General features: G+C 35.4%; 15 protein-coding genes. 6 read left to right on the top strand and 9 right to left on the bottom strand.

All coding sequences use genetic code 11. The features are described from left to right. Window positions 1-118: 118 nt before the first annotated feature. Window positions 119-1,612: a phosphoethanolamine transferase gene (locus KIK00_RS17025; RefSeq protein ID WP_255813556.1), complete on the top strand. Its 1,494-nt coding sequence runs from the start codon at window positions 119-121 to the stop codon at window positions 1,610-1,612. A gap of 24 nt (window positions 1,613-1,636) precedes the next feature. Here the strand turns inward: KIK00_RS17025 and KIK00_RS17020 are convergent, their stop codons facing one another. Both KIK00_RS17020 and KIK00_RS17015 read right to left on the bottom strand, forming a co-directional pair. Continuing rightward, window positions 1,637-2,242 carry a DUF2306 domain-containing protein gene (locus tag KIK00_RS17020; RefSeq protein WP_255813555.1) on the bottom strand — a complete coding sequence of 202 codons (606 nt, stop codon included), beginning with the start codon at window positions 2,240-2,242 and terminating at the stop codon, window positions 1,637-1,639. A 136-nt stretch (window positions 2,243-2,378) separates the two neighbouring features. Then, the gene (locus tag KIK00_RS17015; RefSeq protein WP_255813554.1) at window positions 2,379-3,509 is read right to left on the bottom strand and encodes an AraC family transcriptional regulator; all 1,131 of its coding nucleotides are present in this window, start codon (window positions 3,507-3,509) and stop codon (window positions 2,379-2,381) included. A 382-nt stretch (window positions 3,510-3,891) separates the two neighbouring features. Between KIK00_RS17015 and KIK00_RS17010 the strand changes: the two genes are divergently transcribed. The 5 genes from KIK00_RS17010 (at window position 3,892) to KIK00_RS16990 (ending at window position 8,459) form a co-directional block, all read left to right on the top strand. After that, window positions 3,892-4,560, top strand: coding sequence for a carbonic anhydrase (locus KIK00_RS17010; RefSeq protein WP_255813553.1), 669 nt, complete (start codon window positions 3,892-3,894; stop codon window positions 4,558-4,560). 21 nt (window positions 4,561-4,581) lie between these two features. Beyond that, window positions 4,582-4,881 carry a hypothetical protein gene (locus KIK00_RS17005; RefSeq protein WP_047376470.1) on the top strand — a complete coding sequence of 100 codons (300 nt, stop codon included), beginning with the start codon at window positions 4,582-4,584 and terminating at the stop codon, window positions 4,879-4,881. Window positions 4,882-5,026: 145 nt separating this feature from the next. Continuing rightward, window positions 5,027-6,619 carry a SulP family inorganic anion transporter gene (locus KIK00_RS17000; RefSeq protein WP_255813552.1) on the top strand — a complete coding sequence of 531 codons (1,593 nt, stop codon included), beginning with the start codon at window positions 5,027-5,029 and terminating at the stop codon, window positions 6,617-6,619. A 52-nt stretch (window positions 6,620-6,671) separates the two neighbouring features. Next, window positions 6,672-7,307 carry a carbonic anhydrase family protein gene (locus tag KIK00_RS16995; RefSeq protein ID WP_255813551.1) on the top strand — a complete coding sequence of 212 codons (636 nt, stop codon included), beginning with the start codon at window positions 6,672-6,674 and terminating at the stop codon, window positions 7,305-7,307. A gap of 225 nt (window positions 7,308-7,532) precedes the next feature. After that, complete coding sequence (locus KIK00_RS16990) at window positions 7,533-8,459, top strand: hypothetical protein (RefSeq protein ID WP_255813550.1); 927 nt, start codon at window positions 7,533-7,535, stop codon at window positions 8,457-8,459. A gap of 96 nt (window positions 8,460-8,555) precedes the next feature. On the opposite strand, the gene pth is transcribed toward KIK00_RS16990, so the two are convergent. The 7 genes from pth to mfd all read right to left on the bottom strand — a co-directional run bounded on the left by pth (window position 8,556) and on the right by mfd (window position 17,393). Then, complete coding sequence (gene pth, locus KIK00_RS16985; protein ID WP_255813549.1) at window positions 8,556-9,119, bottom strand: aminoacyl-tRNA hydrolase; 564 nt, start codon at window positions 9,117-9,119, stop codon at window positions 8,556-8,558. 85 nt (window positions 9,120-9,204) lie between these two features. Continuing rightward, window positions 9,205-10,137, bottom strand: coding sequence for a hypothetical protein (locus KIK00_RS16980; protein ID WP_255813548.1), 933 nt, complete (start codon window positions 10,135-10,137; stop codon window positions 9,205-9,207). Between the two features lie 101 nt (window positions 10,138-10,238). Then, the gene (locus tag KIK00_RS16975; RefSeq protein ID WP_255813547.1) at window positions 10,239-11,111 is read right to left on the bottom strand and encodes a hypothetical protein; all 873 of its coding nucleotides are present in this window, start codon (window positions 11,109-11,111) and stop codon (window positions 10,239-10,241) included. A gap of 152 nt (window positions 11,112-11,263) precedes the next feature. Further along, window positions 11,264-12,001 carry a hypothetical protein gene (locus KIK00_RS16970; protein WP_255813546.1) on the bottom strand — a complete coding sequence of 246 codons (738 nt, stop codon included), beginning with the start codon at window positions 11,999-12,001 and terminating at the stop codon, window positions 11,264-11,266. 8 nt (window positions 12,002-12,009) lie between these two features. Continuing rightward, window positions 12,010-12,828: a hypothetical protein gene (locus tag KIK00_RS16965; protein WP_255813545.1), complete on the bottom strand. Its 819-nt coding sequence runs from the start codon at window positions 12,826-12,828 to the stop codon at window positions 12,010-12,012. Window positions 12,829-12,830: 2 nt separating this feature from the next. Then, window positions 12,831-13,652 carry a hypothetical protein gene (locus KIK00_RS16960; protein WP_255813544.1) on the bottom strand — a complete coding sequence of 274 codons (822 nt, stop codon included), beginning with the start codon at window positions 13,650-13,652 and terminating at the stop codon, window positions 12,831-12,833. Between the two features lie 372 nt (window positions 13,653-14,024). Beyond that, on the bottom strand, window positions 14,025-17,393 hold the full coding sequence (mfd, locus tag KIK00_RS16955; RefSeq protein WP_255813543.1) for a transcription-repair coupling factor: 3,369 nt from the start codon (window positions 17,391-17,393) through the stop codon (window positions 14,025-14,027). Window positions 17,394-17,486: the final 93 nt, after the last annotated feature.

Here is a 17,486-nt window from a genome sequence, read left to right as displayed (position 1 = left end):
ACACTAATTCTTCTCATGCAAGACATGACTCTGATATTCAGCAGACTCTCACACGGAAGACTCTTAAGAAAGATTATTAAAAAATAATCATAACAGCTCCGAAAACATATATACAACCATGCTCAAAAAAATAGTTCCGATTCTTCTCATTATAATATACCTAACAGGTTTTTTGGTTTCATTCCCTTATATCTTTGATAATCTGTTCGGGGCCGAAAAATTGGACAGTATCCGCAATATTTTTGAGTATGGAATTATGTTTTGTTCGTTTCTTGTATTCAATGCACTTCTTTTTAAGAATAAGTATACGTCTGTAATTGCTGTTATTCTCTGTTTATTATTAAGCATTAACTTTCTGATATCAGTATCCTGTTTTCTTATTTACCATTCCGGATTTAATGTAGGAATGGCTATCAGTATTCTTGAGTCTAATCCTGATGAGGCAATGAGCATGTCTTATATGTTTATTCTTCCAGGCATTTTGTTTTTCGTTTTTCTGGGAATGGTACTGTACTCTGTGAATTACCTGAAAAAAAATGTAGTCAAGATTGATGCTAAATTTATCATTATTGCATTACTGTGGCTTATTTTACCATTCGGATACCACCTTAAACATACCTATGTAAGCAATAAAGGAGGAGGTAAGATGATTAAGAATGTTTACTATCATTTATCCGATTTCAATACCGCTTTGAATATACAAAGAGACATTAACGAAATAAAAAAGAATATTCCGGTTTTCAGTATCAAAAAAATACAGCCAGGAATAGAAAATGTAATTCTGATCATTGGAGAGTCTGAAAGAAAACAAAATATGTCGCTGTATGGTTATCATCTAAAAACAACTCCTTATACAGACCAACAGGCTGAAAATATGATGATTTTCGACAATGCCATTTCTCCTGCAGGAATTACCAACTTGAGTGTTCCTTTAATGCTGTCCAGCATTCATCCGGATGAATTCAGATACCGTTATGACAAGCTATCCTACAATATCATCAATCTAGCCAACCAAACCGGATATAATTCTTTCTGGCTCAGCACACAGGCGAGCGCAAGAGGAATCACAGCCATCGCTTCTATGTCTAAAAATAAAAAATGGGTAAACGGCTACGATGAAGTGATTGTTCCTGAACTGGAAAAGGTCATTCAGAAAAAAGAGAATAAATTTGTGGTTCTCCACATCATGGGAAGCCACCCAAATCCATGTAACAGACTTCCACCCAACTGGAATTCCGAGAATCTAAACTGCTATGACAGCTCCATAAAATACACAGATTATGTTTTCAATAATATTTTCCGCACATTGAAAAATACCAATTCTGTAGTAATCTATGCTTCAGATCATGGACTTAAAATACAGGGTGACAAATTACTGCATATAGACTCTAAAGAATCTACCCAGGTTCCGTTTTTTGTATGGTATGGTGATCAGGTTCCTGCAGCATATAGGATCACAGGACATGAAACTAAGCTGACCCAAACTACTTATATCTATCCCCTGATTATGAAATATATGGGCCTTGAAGCACCTCTGCATTATAAAAATGAAGGCAATAAATATTTAAACTTAGAAATGAAAAGTATGGAATATGGAGAACTGCCAGAGTAGATATTCTCTCTTGTGAAAGAAGAATTATCTTATAGCTATTCTTTTATTGATAAAATAAGCAGTCAATAGATTAGGGACCCAGCACAACCAGGCAACGGCAACATAAGAATTGTCAGGATCACCGGTTATATTTGTCAGCAAAGGATACCACAATCTCAGTGTCACCGCAGCAAAAGTACAGGCGTAACTGTAAATCATGAACTGTTGATGCATTACAACATTTCCTTTTCTTATCTGCTCAACTGCAACAAGAGTTGTCACAAACCAGATACATCCTAAACTGATAAAGCCTATTGCAGAAATCAGTCCGCCATTGGCATAAAAACCCATATAAACAGCTGATACAGAACTTATGACCACTGAAATTACGTAGATACTTCCGATTTTTCTATGGATCTTGATATATTTATTCCTGAATGAGCTGCCAAACTGACGCCAACCTATAAAAAGTGCCAGCCCACCGAAAATAATATGGGCAAAAAATGCTGTTTTCCAGATGATATTATGAAGTACTTCAGGAGATTTGGAACCTAAAAAGGTATGTTTATGCTCTACAAAAACATAAATAAGAGGATAAGCCCCAATAAGCAATGCTAATACACACATGATTACAAATAATAATTTTTTCATAGAGATCTGATTCAATTTTTTTGTAAAAATGAGGATTATTAAAGCTTCATCTGTTCCAAAATGAAAGGTGGAACCTATTTATAAAACACTAATAATAAATCATTTGAGATGAAACCATCAAAATATTAACAATAAGTTATTCCATATGGATGCTTTGGCTTTTTAAAAACTCCGTTGGCGAACAATTCATATAATTTTTAAAATTTCTATTAAAAGAAGTTTTAGAATTGAACCCACAATCAAAAGCTAATGAAAGAATCGTGTATTTTTGGTTTTCCGGAAGCACAACAGTACGCTTAAACTCTTCAATACGCTGCCTGTTGATATAATCATAAAAGTTTTTATGCTCCATAGAATTAATAACCTGAGACAATAGATTAGGATGAACATCTAATAGTCTGGCAACAGCATTTAGATTAAGTTCCGGGTCTTTATATAGCTTTTCCTGTACCATTTGGTGCACAAGTCTTTTATAAATAGATTGTATAGCCTCATCTCCAGGAGAATTTTTCTGATATTTAACAATCTCATTATCAAGCTTTTTTTCGTTCGTTATATTATTAGTAATAACCGGTACATCCAAAATCCCTATACGGCTGATTCCAAAGTAAGCAGCCACTACGATAAAGAGGACAACTAAGGAAAAAATAAGAATATCATTTCTAATAATTACAGCTATCCATATCAGAGCTATCCCTGCAATAAGATAATACAGCCAGTTCAGATTCATTTTCTCAGTATTGGAATATTGGTTGGATATACCTTTTGTATATCTTCTGACAGCAAGAAGGCTTAATGCAACATATATTATTCCTGATAAGATCATGAGGTATTTGAGAATCCTGCTCAATAACTTATACCTATTATTTCCGCTCTGATAAGCAGCAAGTCTATCCCATGGGGACAACATCAAAAATTGGGATAGTAGCAGGCAGATCATCAGAACAGGAATACCATGCAGCAGCCATATCTTCACACCTGGATTTCTTCCCGTAACACACAGAACATACAAATACAGCATTGGTCCGTGAATAAAAGGAAAAATAACTTCATATCCCAGGAAATAAGGAAACTTCAAATAGCTACCAGAAAAAAACTGAATAAATAATATGAGATGCATTCCTATAATCAGAAACCATGCAGCCAATACATAATCTGCCATTACTTTTTTGCGTTTCCCCATAATCAGAAGAGAAGAGAAACAGGCAACAAAAACTCCTGCCAGATAAAATATTGATGGTAAAGATTGCAATCCAAAATCAGACATTCTTTGAATAGATTAATCAGACCTTTAAATTATTCATTTTTTTCACAATGTGATCGTTTTTTAATAACTCTTCTTAAACAGATTAAAAAAGGATAAATAATTAAGAATATTTTAATTCACAAATCTCAAATTTTAATTTATACTTCGTAATTTTATCATGTTTTTTAAACGTTTGGATTACCATATAGAGCCTAATGGCTGTAAAGCAAAGTATATCGGAGTTTTAGATATGATTTTAAGCATATTTTAATATTAAACTTTGTTAAAAGTGATTGATTTTTTAACAAAAAGTATATTTTTGCACAATTATTGATTTAGTCTATTGATTTTGGAAATAATTTAAACGAAATAAATAATTATAAACTTTTAAAAATTTAAAATTATGTCACAATCGTACGAGGTTATTTTCGAAAACAACAAAAAATGGGTAGAATCCAAAGTAGCTGAAAATCCCAGTTTCTTTCAGGAACTTGCAAAAACTCAGCATCCGGAATTCCTTTACATAGGATGTTCAGATAGTAGAGCTACTGCAGAAGAACTGATGGGAGCAAAACCGGGAGAGGTATTTGTTCACAGAAACATTGCTAATGTTGTCAATACTTTAGATATGAGTTCCACAGCGGTTATTCAATATGCTGTAGAACATCTGAAAGTAAAACACATTATTGTATGCGGACATTACAACTGTGGTGGTGTAAAAGCAGCGATGACTCCTCAGGATCTGGGATTACTGAATCCCTGGCTGAGAAACATCCGTGATGTTTACAGATTACATCAGGTAGAGCTGGATTCTATTGAAGACGAAAACAAGCGTTATGACAGACTTGTAGAACTTAATGTTCAGGAGCAGTGCATCAACGTAATCAAAATGGCCTGCGTACAGGAAAGGTATATTTTAGAAGAACAACCTATTGTGCACGGCTGGGTATTTGACCTTAGAACAGGTAAGATTATAGATCTGGAAATTGATTTTGAGAAAACCTTAAAAGACATTCAAAAGATTTACAACCTTACGAGTTCAGATTGGGTAATGAGCAGAAAGACGAAGTAGTTTTTCTAAAAAGAATGTAAAATGAAATTCTGGAGTATTATTGTATTAACGTTTTTTCTGAATTTCACAGCGCTGCCAGGCATTGCTGCGGTAGCGGGCTGGGATATTGCAAGAACGAATATCATAATCAACGAAGAAGAACCACATTCTCACCCGTCTTCATTCATTGTTTACGAAAAGACGATTCCGAAACCTTTAGATGTTTTCGACTATCTGAAGTTTTCTGAACCTGATACTCAGGGTATGTCTTTTGTGCTGATAGATGATTCTTTTCATCTTTCACCTTTACTTACTATATTTTCTCCCCCTCCGGAAGCGTAACTCCTATAGTTAGATTTTTTTGATACTATTTCCATATCACTTTTGATATCGGATACGCATGTACTTTAAAAATTATTTTTTCTCAACTTTTATAATTGACTTATTTAAAAACAAATAAGCCGGTTATACTTTACAGCTTCACATTATGAAAAAGACATCATTAATAGGAGGAATCAAGGAGAATTTTCCTTCAGGACTCGTGGTATTTTTAGTAGCACTTCCGTTGTGTTTAGGAATTGCTTTAGCATCAGGTGCTCCCCCATTATCCGGTATTATTTCCGGTATTGTAGGTGGCCTGGTAGTAGGAACAATCAGTAATTCTAATATTTCAGTTTCCGGACCTGCAGCAGGTTTAACGGCAATTGTTTTAACAGCTATAACAGATCTTGGCGCATTTGAGCTTTTCCTTTGTGCAGGGATTATTGCAGGACTTATTCAATTGGTTTTAGGGTTTGTAAGAGCCGGGAGTATTTCCAATTATTTCCCGAATAACGTGATTGAAGGAATGCTTGCTGCCATAGGAATCATTATTATTTTAAAACAGATTCCGCATGCTTTAGGATTTGATAAAGATTATGAAGGTCATGAATCTATTTTTGATAATGGCTTAAACTTCGGATATTTTACAGAATTATTGGGAGCTATCCATCCGGGAGCTATCGTTATTACTTTGGTTTCTGTAGCTATTCTTATCGCATGGGATAAAATCCACGTTCTGAAGAGGCTGAAAATGCTTCCGGGAGCTTTGGTTGCAGTAATTGTAAGTATTCTTCTGAATCAGCTCTTTAAAATGTCCGGGAGTTCTCTGGCTATTGAAACCCAGCATTTGGTTTCTTTACCTGTTCCACAGTCTTTTGATGATTTCAAGAACCTGATTACCACTCCTGATTTTAATGGTTTTACCAATCCTAAAGTATGGATCGTAGGTGCTACTATTGCTATTGTAGCCTCTATTGAAACGTTACTTTGTATAGAAGCGTCAGACCGATTAGACAGACAGAGAAGAATTACAGATACCAATCTTGAGCTTAAGGCTCAGGGAATCGGGAACCTTATCAGCTCATTTATTGGCGGTCTCCCAATGACGTCTGTTGTGGTAAGAAGTTCTGCCAATGCTAATGCAGGAGCAACTTCTAAAGTTTCAGCTATTATTCACGGGATCTTTTTATTGATCTGTGTACTTTCCATTCCTGTTATTTTAAATTTAATTCCATTAGCTACTTTGGCTGCGGTATTAATTTTAGTAGGATATAAATTGGCAAAGCCAGCTACATTCAAGCATTTCTGGCATTTGGGAAAATTCCAGTTTATTCCTTTTGTAGCAACGGTTGTAGCTGTTGTAGCAACAGATTTATTAAAAGGAGTAGGAATTGGTCTTACCATCTCTGTTTTCTATATTCTTCAGGGAAATATGAAAAGAGCTTATTATTTAAGCAGAGAAAGGCTGGATGATGCGGATGGAATTAACATAAAACTGGCTGAAGAAGTTTCATTTTTAAATAAGGCAGCTATCAAAAAAACACTTAAAAATATAAAACCAAGTTCTACAGTCATCATTGATGCTAGAAGTACTTCTTACATCGCAACAGATGTACTGGAAATGATTCAGGATTTTGCCAATATCCGTGCAAAGGAACAGGATATCAACGTAGAACTTCTAGGCTTTAAAACTTCATACAGAGATTACGAAAGAAGTGAGGATTCCCATATTCTGGTCACTCACAAAAGAGCCATGTAATCTCCGCTTATAATTAATTTTTTTAACTTTAAATTTGATAACAATACATAATATGAAAGCACATACATACGAAACCCAGTCTACTATCACCCCAGAGAAAGCATTAGAATTCTTAAAAGAAGGAAATCAAAGATTTGTAAACAATCTTAAAGCAAACAGAGACCTTCTTGAACAGGTAAATGCTACCCGTGAAGGGCAGTGGCCTTTCGCAGTAGTTCTAAGCTGTATAGACAGTCGTACATCTGCAGAGCTTATCTTTGATCAGGGATTAGGAGACGTTTTCAGTATCAGAATTGCCGGTAATTTTGTTAATCAGGACATTCTTGGATCTATGGAATTTGGCTGCAACGTTGCCGGTTCTAAGCTTATCGTAGTTTTAGGCCATACGAAATGCGGTGCTTTGAAAGGAGGTCTTGACTCAGCACAAATTGAAGGATTGGGTATGGATAATCTTAACCACCTGATCAATCATTTCAACCCTATCATTGATGATATTATTGAAGAGAATGAAGAACGCTCATCAAAAAACAGCTCGCTTCTGGAAAGGCTTAATCAGCAAAATGTAAAAAATGCAATTGATGATATCCGTAAACAAAGTTCAACACTTAGAAACCTTGAAAATGAAGGTAAAATTAAAATTGTTGGTGCCAATTACGATGTTGAAACGGGTGCAGTAAGTTGGTTATAAAAGATAAACTCATTAAATTTCAATTATAATTTACAGAAAATGCCATCGAAATTCGATGGCATTTATTTTTTACCCTATATTAAACAAACTGATAACATCCCAATTTATCTGCTAACAAGGCAAATGCCTTACCTAATGAGAAATAATTTTTGTAATCGAAAAATAATTATATATTGGTGCTCTTGAAAGAACAACTTGAATACCATGATTACAAAATGAAAAAATATGATTTTTCCAAAAGCTAAAAAAATAGCCAGGGACCTTGGCTGGTATAAAACAAAAGACAGTGTCTTCGGGCTCTACAAAGGCTATTTTTTCAACGTTTCAGACGCAAGCATAATACACACTCCTCAATACAAATATGTATCCGTGACAACCGGTGATCTAACAGAGGAACAGAAGCAACAAATCAAAATAGAGTTAATCGCCAACAAAAAAAAATTAAAATTTACCATCTTCAAAATCAATGACAATAGTATTTTTTTCAAATTCACTGAAAATCTAATTCCCACTAGGCTCAGTTCGGTTTATGCTTTGTTTGACTTTTTGGTTGCTCTTTTTAAAAAGCTAAATATACCAGAACAAAACAAATGTCATAGCTGTGAGACGGTTCAAAGAATCAATTATTATAACCTTAACGATACTGGTGTCATACTTTGTGATAATTGTTTTAAACAGACAGGTGATAAATTCTACGAAATTGAAAAGGAAATAATATCGAAAGAGAAAAATTATTTGACAGGATTTTTAGGGGCCATTATTTTTTCAATTCCTGCCATTCTACTTTGGGTTTTACTTGCAGTCTATTTAGGAGAACTTTCCTCGGGAATGGCATTTGTTATTGCTCTTCTCGGATTTTTAGGTTATGATTATTTCAAAGGACTTCAAGGTAAACTGACAAAATACATTATCTTCTTCACAAACATCGCAAGTATATTTATTGCAAATGTTTTGACTATCATTACTTTATTAGTAAAACAGGGTTTCACAATGAATCAGGCAATTTCTGAATTTCAAACAAACCCTGCAGCAAATGAAATATTTATGCAGAACATTATTGTATCTTTTTTATTATCATTCATTCCTTGGATTTGGATATTGTTTATCAGGAAAGAAAACAAATTAATTATAAAACCTGCAGAAAAATTTTAGAATTAAATAAAATAAATGACTGCTTCAAAATTGAGGCAGTCATTTTATATTATAAACTTGTATTTTAATGCAAATTTTCTTTATCTCAATCTGAAATTACTTTCCATTAAAAGCAGACATCGTATTATTCAATCCTGCAAATACAAAAGAAAGGCTGGCCTTTGAAAAGGTTTCAATTCTCTCAGTAAGCTTTGTCGTTTCTTCTTCATTCCAGGTTCCTAATACATAATCTACCTGTCGACCGGCAGAAAAATCTGCAGAGATCCCAAAACGCAGTCTTGCATAATTTTGAGTCTGCAATACTTCATTGATATTTTTAAGGCCATTGTGCCCTGCATCAGAACCTTTTCCTTTCAATCTTAAAGTCCCGAAAGGAAGGGCAAGATCATCAGTAACAATCAGCACATTCTCCAAAGGGATATTTTCTTTCTGCATCCAGTATTTCACTGCATTTCCGGAAAGATTCATATAAGTATCAGGTTTAAGGATAAAAACTTTTCTGCCTTTATGTTTTCCTTCTGCCATCCAGCCAAAGTTGGAGGTATTGAATGGTACTTCAAGAGTTTCCGCTATTTTTTCAGCTACTTTAAAACCTATATTATGTCGTGTATTTTCATATTCTGAGCCTTTATTACCAAGCCCGACAATTAAATATTTCATCAGAAATTTTTTGCAAAATTAAGGGATAAAAAATAAAAACTCAACCTTATGAAAGATTGAGTTTGAATATTGTTAAAAAAGTCTTCTATTGTGGTTTGTAGATGTAGTTAACGCCATATCCTTTTGTCATATAAGTCTGAGGATCATAAACGTAATTGGTACTCTTTACAATCGGAGTTGGAATAGGTGGCGAAAGATCTGTCACCGACCATCTCTTAGGATTGTTTGGAGATAAAATAAGACTTTCTTTATCATTGATTACTGTAGATAATAGTCTTGAAATCTTGTATACGTGCGGCAATAACGTGAACGGGCTCACCTGATCGTCATATGCATAGTATTCATAGCTATACTTTCCTGTAACAGCACCGAATGCACCTCCTGTCATTGTTCCATAGTTTCTTACCACTTTAGATACGTTGTCTCCTACATATGTGTAAGCTGTTTTGGAGTAATCTGTGAAAGCAAGCGGCACTCCAGCTACATCCGGACCATTCTTCATGATGATAGAATCCAGCTTTCCTGTAGCAGTACTGTATTTAATAGTATAAAGGCTCTTCTCTTTTTTCAGTAATGTCTGTGGACCTGGAGTAGTTGCCGGTGGCACTGGCGGAGGTCTTCTGAAGATTGCACGGTTTTCAGAAATCAACTGTAGCTTGCTATTGTTTCCGTAAGTGAATAATTGAGTGTAAGATACACTGTCTTTATCCAGTTTTCCGTTTCCGTCAAGATCCAAAAAGCCATTGAAATTAATCTGGCTAATCTTATCTCCACTGTACATGATATTAGTAACTGAAGCACTGTCTGTAAGCACCTTAGTTACTAGAAGTCCGCTGTACTGATATTCTGCAATAGTATCTTTATCTGTAATTTCTCTGTATAATGCTCTGGGACCGCTTAAGCCTCCTGTATTATTAAGATCCAATAATGGATTCCCATCTTCATCTAGTAAACTCTTGCAGGAATGTATTGAAGAAAAACCTGCGATTAGTAAAATAAAATAGAAAATTTGCTTCATTTCCTTGTAATTGATTATTTTTTTGACAAATATAATTTTTTTTACCTAAAAACTATATGATTATTTTATATTCTGGCAAGATTAATAATTATCTCTCTCTCCTATAAATTTTTATAAGTAAAAGTAACATTCTGATTTTTCTCAACCACTACATACCCCTGATTATCATAAGAATAGCTCTGAGCTGTATTAACAGGAGTAGCAGGTGATGGCAATTCTATGAACATTGAAGTAGGATTATTCGGAGAAGTTTTATAGAATTGAGCCGGGTTTATCAGACTTCGTGTGATGAAATAGACCGTTGGAAGTGTAGAGTAAGGGCTTTTCTGAGCGTCATAGTTCTGAAAGCTATACTTGCTTACAACCGCAGTACCCATATTCGGGCTTCCATTGATATCCAATATTCCTTTGGAAAAAACTACCTGAATAACATTTTCTCCGCTATACACAAAAGTATAGTCTATGAATTTGTTATAAGCACTGATTCCTCCTTCTTTTCTCTTCTCAAGAATCTTAGTAAGTTTATTAGTAGTTGGATTATAAGTAAAAGTATAGTCACTTATGACAGATACTGATGGAGTAGCACCTGTAGCTGTAGAAGTGGCATTGTAAATCTTTTTACCTGTAGCATCAGGAACAATATTAAATTCATAAACAAGGCTGGATGCTGCTGAACTTACATATTTAATTTTAGTGATGTTTTTGTTGGTATACGTTACCGTTCCTGTATAAAAAGCACCCGAAGCAGATTCATCTTTAGAGACTGCTGTCTGCAAATCTCCGGTTACTGCTGCTGTAACATATTCTTCCTGAGAAATATTATTGGCACTAACCTTTGCTAAAACCTTTTTAGGCGGCGGCCCATCATCCGGATTCGGGATAGATTCTGTGGGGTCTGAGGTAGTATTACATGCCGTCAGCAGCCCAAGAAAAGCAATACCGGCAAATATTTTTAAAAAATAGTTTTTTACCATATAGAATTTTTTTAGCTTGTCCAAATATAATTCAATTTTCGATAATACACTTCAATTTATATGGACAAATTCACAATAAACAGAGTTAATAAACAAAAAAAATCTAAAAACATAACGTTTTTAGATTTCTAATTATTGTATTATCATAAAAATTAATAAGGCTGCAGTATAGATGTTGTCAAAACAGATTGTGACATATCACTATTAAGATAAGTAGTATCAACAGCTTTTCCTATTCCAAGAGTTGTTCCTGAGATCGCTCTTTTGATGCAGGCCACTTTCACACTATATTGGTTTTTAGGAGTAAGATTCGCAAGAGTAGCATTAAGATTAAAAATCTTGTAGGCACCGCTATCTCCTAATAACACATCTGTTCTTACCGCTCTAAGCTTATCATCTATAAAAACACCGCAGGCAAAACTCGCAGAGCTTGTTCCTGTTTTCTGAACCGTAGTCTGAAAGGAGAATGTAGCTTTATTCACCATATTGGTTACAGAAAATGTATCTACTGCTCCGGGAAGCACAGTCCAGTTCCCGGCTAAAGCATCACCATCACTATAAGGAGTAGTAGCTCCGTTTGGTGCAACAAAAGTAACTCCTGTTTTATCAGCAACCGTATTGATTGAAAAAACAGACATACTTCCCTGTCCATCTGCAATTTTTATCGACTTCCAGTCATTTGTAGTCAGGTCTGCGTTATTGTGAAATATATCACCTGCTGTTCCGGCAGATCCTCTCAGTACGTCTGTACCTCCTGTTCTTAATTCTTTTCTAACATTCAGGTCTCCGTTTACATCCAGCATATTAGTCGGATTAGGAGTATTAATACCCACTTGGGCAGTAGCTGCAACAGTTAACAGAAGTGATGTTACAAATAATATTTTTTTCATAATCCGATTTAGTTTATAATGGTGTTAAACACTTCTGGAACTTCATATACATCTACTTTAAGAGATGACTGTGAAATAAAGCCATTAATATTAGTATATACATTTGTTCCTATCGTAAGGGTATTGTTAGTCGCTCCATAAGAACCTAATCTTGTACAAGCAACATCTATGGTATGATCACCTTTTGAAAGGTTATCAACAATACCGATCTGAGTATGGGTAAGGAAAGGATATGAAGTACTGATTGCTTTTAAGTTTCTCTGTCTCAGATTCACCAGCTTATTATCTACAAAAATACCACAAGCGTAATCTATTGAAGTATCTGTAGACCCTACCGCTCCGAAGTCAGCCTGTACAACAGTTTCAAACTGGAAATAAGCTTTGCTCTGAGTACTGAATACACTGATCACCTGCGAAAGATTATTTATTTTTTTAAAATTAGTAAGACTGCTGATATCTTTTCCTTTGGTAAAAGTTCCTCCTCTTGAAGCCAAACTTACCGAAGAATCATCAGAAGAAGTAAACGAAACTCCTACTTTATCTGAAAAAGAGTTGTTATAGATCAGATAAAATTTGTTAGGTTCATATTCAGGAATACGAAGTGATTTCCAGATCGGCGCATAGCCTTCACCCTGAGAAACCAGTAATTGATCGTTATTTCCTTGAGAAATTGAGTTATCAGTAGCGTTAAGAACCGCAATTTTATTTCTGAAGTTGAGATCTCCGTTTACATCAAGATTTGCTTTTGGAGCATCTGTTTTTATTCCTACCTGAGCTGAAACCAAAAGTCCTATGGTAAGAAACAGTGTTGATAATAGTTTTTTCATCATTAGTTTGTTTTATAGCTCACGTATTCAATAACGTCCATTTTCATTGTAGATTCCAAAGTAAATGCACTGGAAGCTCCGTTTGAAGCCTGTACATTACGTCCGATAGCAAATTGTGAGGTAGAATTTGAAGTGTCAATCTTTCTGCATGCAATTTCGATCGTATGAGCTCCAACGGGAACATTCTGTTCGGTATAATTAAGGGTAAAGATATAGTCCTGAAGACCATTTTTTCCGCTGTTGTTGTTGGAAGCAATTCTATCCGGGCGTACAGCTACCAGCGTTCCATTTCTGAAAACACCGCAGGTAAATCTTACACTTTCTATCGTAGTAGACGTAGGTGCTTTTATTTCAACTCCTGTCTGGAACTGATAGGTAAGTCTGTTTTTACCATTTTTGATTGTAAAGGTATTTTTAAGCCCATCAATCTTTTTCCATGCTCCTTTGGTAGCATCAGTAATATTATCTCCAACACTGTTTTTGTAAATACCATCACCAGCAGTGCCATTGGTAAGTGATATAATACCAGCTTGATCTGACGACAGATAAGAGTTGATCAACTTATACTGTCCCTCTTCCATAAAGGAAATGTTCAAAGACTTCCACACGGGAGGCAAGCCCTCACCCTGAGAAACCAAAACCTGACCGTTTAACCCGGCATCTCCAGCCTGAGTTGAAGTCCCGCCTACTCTAAGTTCTTTTCTTAAGGTGGTTTTTCCGTTCACATCAAGAACAGATTTAGGCTTTGTAGTACCTATTCCCACCTGTGCGTTGGCGCAGAGTGAAAGAAATCCCGCCGCGCAGCAATATATAATTTTTTTCATAATAAGGACTGCAAAGGTACGCAATGAAGTCCTAAAAATTCCAGTTATACATCCATAAACCTATAGAAATAAACACATTACAACATAGAATTAATCACACATAAAAGTAGAATTATTTCTACATAACTCTACTTTTTACGTTTAAAAAAAAATTATTAGCGTCTCAAACCCTTACTGTACGGGAATCTACAGTATAATTTTAATCATTAAAAAGTGATTTTAAACCCTTCATAAAGGCCTTAATTCCCTTCTCAAGGAATATTGCCCAATAAAAACATGATAACAATCACAAAAAAACGCATAAAAATTTAAGATTTTTATGCGTTTTTCACACCTTTTACAAATTTGTTTGTAACAAACAAAACCTACAATTTAATTATGTTCAATAATAGCTTTCAGTAATGTATTGACCTCATCTACATTTTTCACCTTTTCCTTCCTCATCATCAGCTGATTACCTTCTTTTCCTGACTTCTCTTTAAGCTGAGCTTCAGCAGGATTCCGGGTCAGATAATTAATAATATGTCTGAATCTATCCGTCTGGTAGAATTTATCCTGAGGATTTCCCGGGAAATACCCTAAGAACACCCCATTTTTCATAACAATCTTCTCAAAACCTATATCAGCAGCAAGCCACTTCAGAGAAACGCTTTTCAAAAGATTGACGGCTTCTTTCGGCAATGCCCCAAAACGGTCAATCAGCTCAAGTTCAAACTGATGAAGATCTACCTCATTGTTAATCTCTGCAATTTTCTGGTACAGCATCAATCTTTCTTCGGTATTGGAAATATAGAAATCAGGTAACATCAGCTCCAGATCAGTATCGATATTGACATCTTTTACAGATTTGAAAAGCTTTTGTCTGTCTTCCTCATTTTCAAACAGATTTTCAAAGTCAGCATCATCTTTCAGTTCTTCCAGCGCTTCCTGCATTAGTTTCTGATACGTTTCAAACCCCATTTCATTGATGAATCCGCTTTGTTCAGCACCCAGAAGATCACCGGCACCACGGATTTCAAGGTCTTTCATTGCAATCTGGAAACCGCTTCCCAAATCAGAAAACTGTTCAATAGCTTCCAGACGCTTTCTGGCATCCGAAGTCATCATATCATAAGGAGGCGTAATCAGGTAACAAAACGCCTTTCTGTTGCTACGTCCTACTCTTCCTCTCATCTGATGGAGATCTGCCATACCAAATCTATGTGCATCATTGATGAAAATAGTATTGGCATTCGGAACATCCACTCCACTTTCTACAATGGTTGTAGAAACAAGAACATCATATTTTCCTTCCATAAAATCCAGCACATTCTTTTCAAGCTGCTTTCCTTCCATCTGCCCATGTCCTGTAATCACTCTTGCATCCGGAACCAGTCTCTGAATAAGTCCGGCAATATCTTTCAGGTTTTCAATCCTGTTATTAATGAAATAAACCTGACCATCCCTCTGAAGCTCATAAGAAACAGCATCACGAAGAATCTCTTCATTGAATCCGATTAACTGTGTATCTACAGGCTGTCTGTTAGGTGGAGGTGTTTTGATAACGGATAAATCCCTTGCCGCCATTAATGAAAACTGTAAAGTTCTTGGAATAGGAGTAGCTGTCAGCGTAAGTGTATCAACATTACTTTTAAGTGTTTTCAACTTATCCTTTACCGAAACCCCAAACTTATGCTCTTCATCAATAATCAGCAGGCCCAGATCCTTAAACTTCACTGAACTGCTTGCCAATTGATGCGTTCCAATAATAATATCTACTTTTCCATTTTTTAAAGCATCTAAAGTTTCAGATTTTTGCTTAGCAGTTCTGAACCTGTTGACATAAGCAACATTCACAGGAAAATCTTTAAGTCTTTCTTTAAAACTTCTATAGTGCTGAAAAGCAAGAATAGTAGTAGGAACCAATACCGCAACCTGCTTACCATCTGTTGCCGCTTTAAAAGCGGCACGAATTGCAACCTCTGTTTTACCGAATCCTACATCACCACAAACAAGCCTGTCCATAACCGTATCAGCTTCCATATCATTTTTCACATCTATTGTGGCTTTTTCCTGATCCGGAGTATCTTCATAGATAAAGCTGGCCTCCAATTCGTTCTGCAGATAAGAATCCGGTGTATAAGCAAAACCTTTTGCCGTTTTTCGCTGTGCATATAATTGAATAAGGTCAAAAGCAATTTGTTTTACTTTCGCTTTCGTTTTTTGTTTTAAGGATTTCCAGGTTGGAGAACCCAGTTTGCTCAAAACAATTTCTTTTCCATCCGGTCCGTTATATTTTGAGATCTTATGCAAAGAGTGAATACTTACATACAATAAGTCTCCGTTTTTATAAGTCAGTTTAAAACATTCCTGAATCTTACCATCATTATTCACCTTTACAAGTCCCATAAACTTCCCGATTCCATGATCAATATGGGCAATATAGTCCCCAATTTTTAAAGACATCAGGTCTTTCAGGGTAAGCTGTTCTGATTTTGCAAAAGTATTTTTGGCTTTATACCTCTGATAACGGTCAAAGATCTGGTGGTCTGTATACACAAGCAGCTTGTGCCCGTTATCTACAAATCCTTCATGCAGTTCAGACTTAAAGCTTTTAAAAGGTAGTTCATGTTCAAGTTCTTCAAAAATAGACTCCAGCCTTTCTTTCTGCTTTTCTGTTGAAAAGGAGATCCAGGTATCAAATCCACTATGCTGCTTTTCTTCGATATCCTCAATCAGGAGTTCAAAGTTTTTATGAAAAGACGGCTGTGGAAGCTGCTCCATTTTGACTTCAGTAATTTCCTTCAATCCTTCAATCACTGATCCACCAAAATCAACTGTTTTGAATTTTTTATAATCAAATAAAAACTCCTGATCAGAGATAAAAAGCTCCTGAGGAGTTCTGTGGGCAATATCTTTACTTAATGCATCATATTTTTCCAGGGACTTTTCATAGAACGTCCTGATCTTCCGCATTCCTATCATTCCATTTTTAGAAACTACAAAACTTTCATTGGGCAATAGCTGCAGTAATGACACTCTGCTTCCTGTAACAGAAAAATTCATATTGGAGACCAATTGAAAATCCTTTACCTTATCTACAGAAAGCTGAGTTTCGATATCAAAAGTTTTAATACTTTCCACTTCATTACCAAAGAATGTAATCCTATACGGTTTTTCGTATGAGTAAGAAAATACATCTACAATCCCCCCTCTTACAGAAAACTCCCCCGGTTCTGAAACAAAATCAGCCTGCTGAAAATGGTAATGAGTGAGCAGTTCGTCTACAAAATCAAAATCAAGCTGATCCCCTACTTTTATATGATGAGAAATGGCTTTAAAATCTTCTTTTTTCAACACCTTTTCAGACAAAGCTCCGGCGTAGGCCACAATAACTTTCGGAGATCTTCCAGAATTGATTTTATTTAAAACTTCAGTTCTTAAAACCAGATTGGCATTTTGTGTTTTTTCCACCTGATAAGGTTCAAGATGGGTTGCAGGAAAATACAGCACTTTATCTTTACCAAGAAGGTCTTCCATCTCTGTGTTGGCATACAATGCATCCTCTTTATCATCTACCAGATAAAGAATATTTTTCTTTTGAACTAAAAAAAGCTCAGCCACAAAAATAGAAACTGAAGATCCGGCACTTCCTTTTACAGCAATATGCTGGCTGTTTTCTAACTGGGTAAAAATTTCTTTCCCGAACTCTTTCTGCATCAGATCTGGAAGAAACTTTTCGTTGATGGATTTTAATTGCATAAATAGTAATGATATAAACGACAAAAGCGATTTCGGGAGTTTTCCGAAACCGTTTATGATGTACAAAGGTAAGAATATTTTTTTCTTCCGATT

Origin of the sequence: Chryseobacterium sp. MA9, from assembly GCF_024399315.1 — a bacterium.
In the GTDB taxonomy this organism is placed as follows: Bacteria; Bacteroidota; Bacteroidia; order Flavobacteriales; family Weeksellaceae; genus Chryseobacterium.
This window is presented reverse-complemented; position numbering and strand designations above follow the sequence as displayed.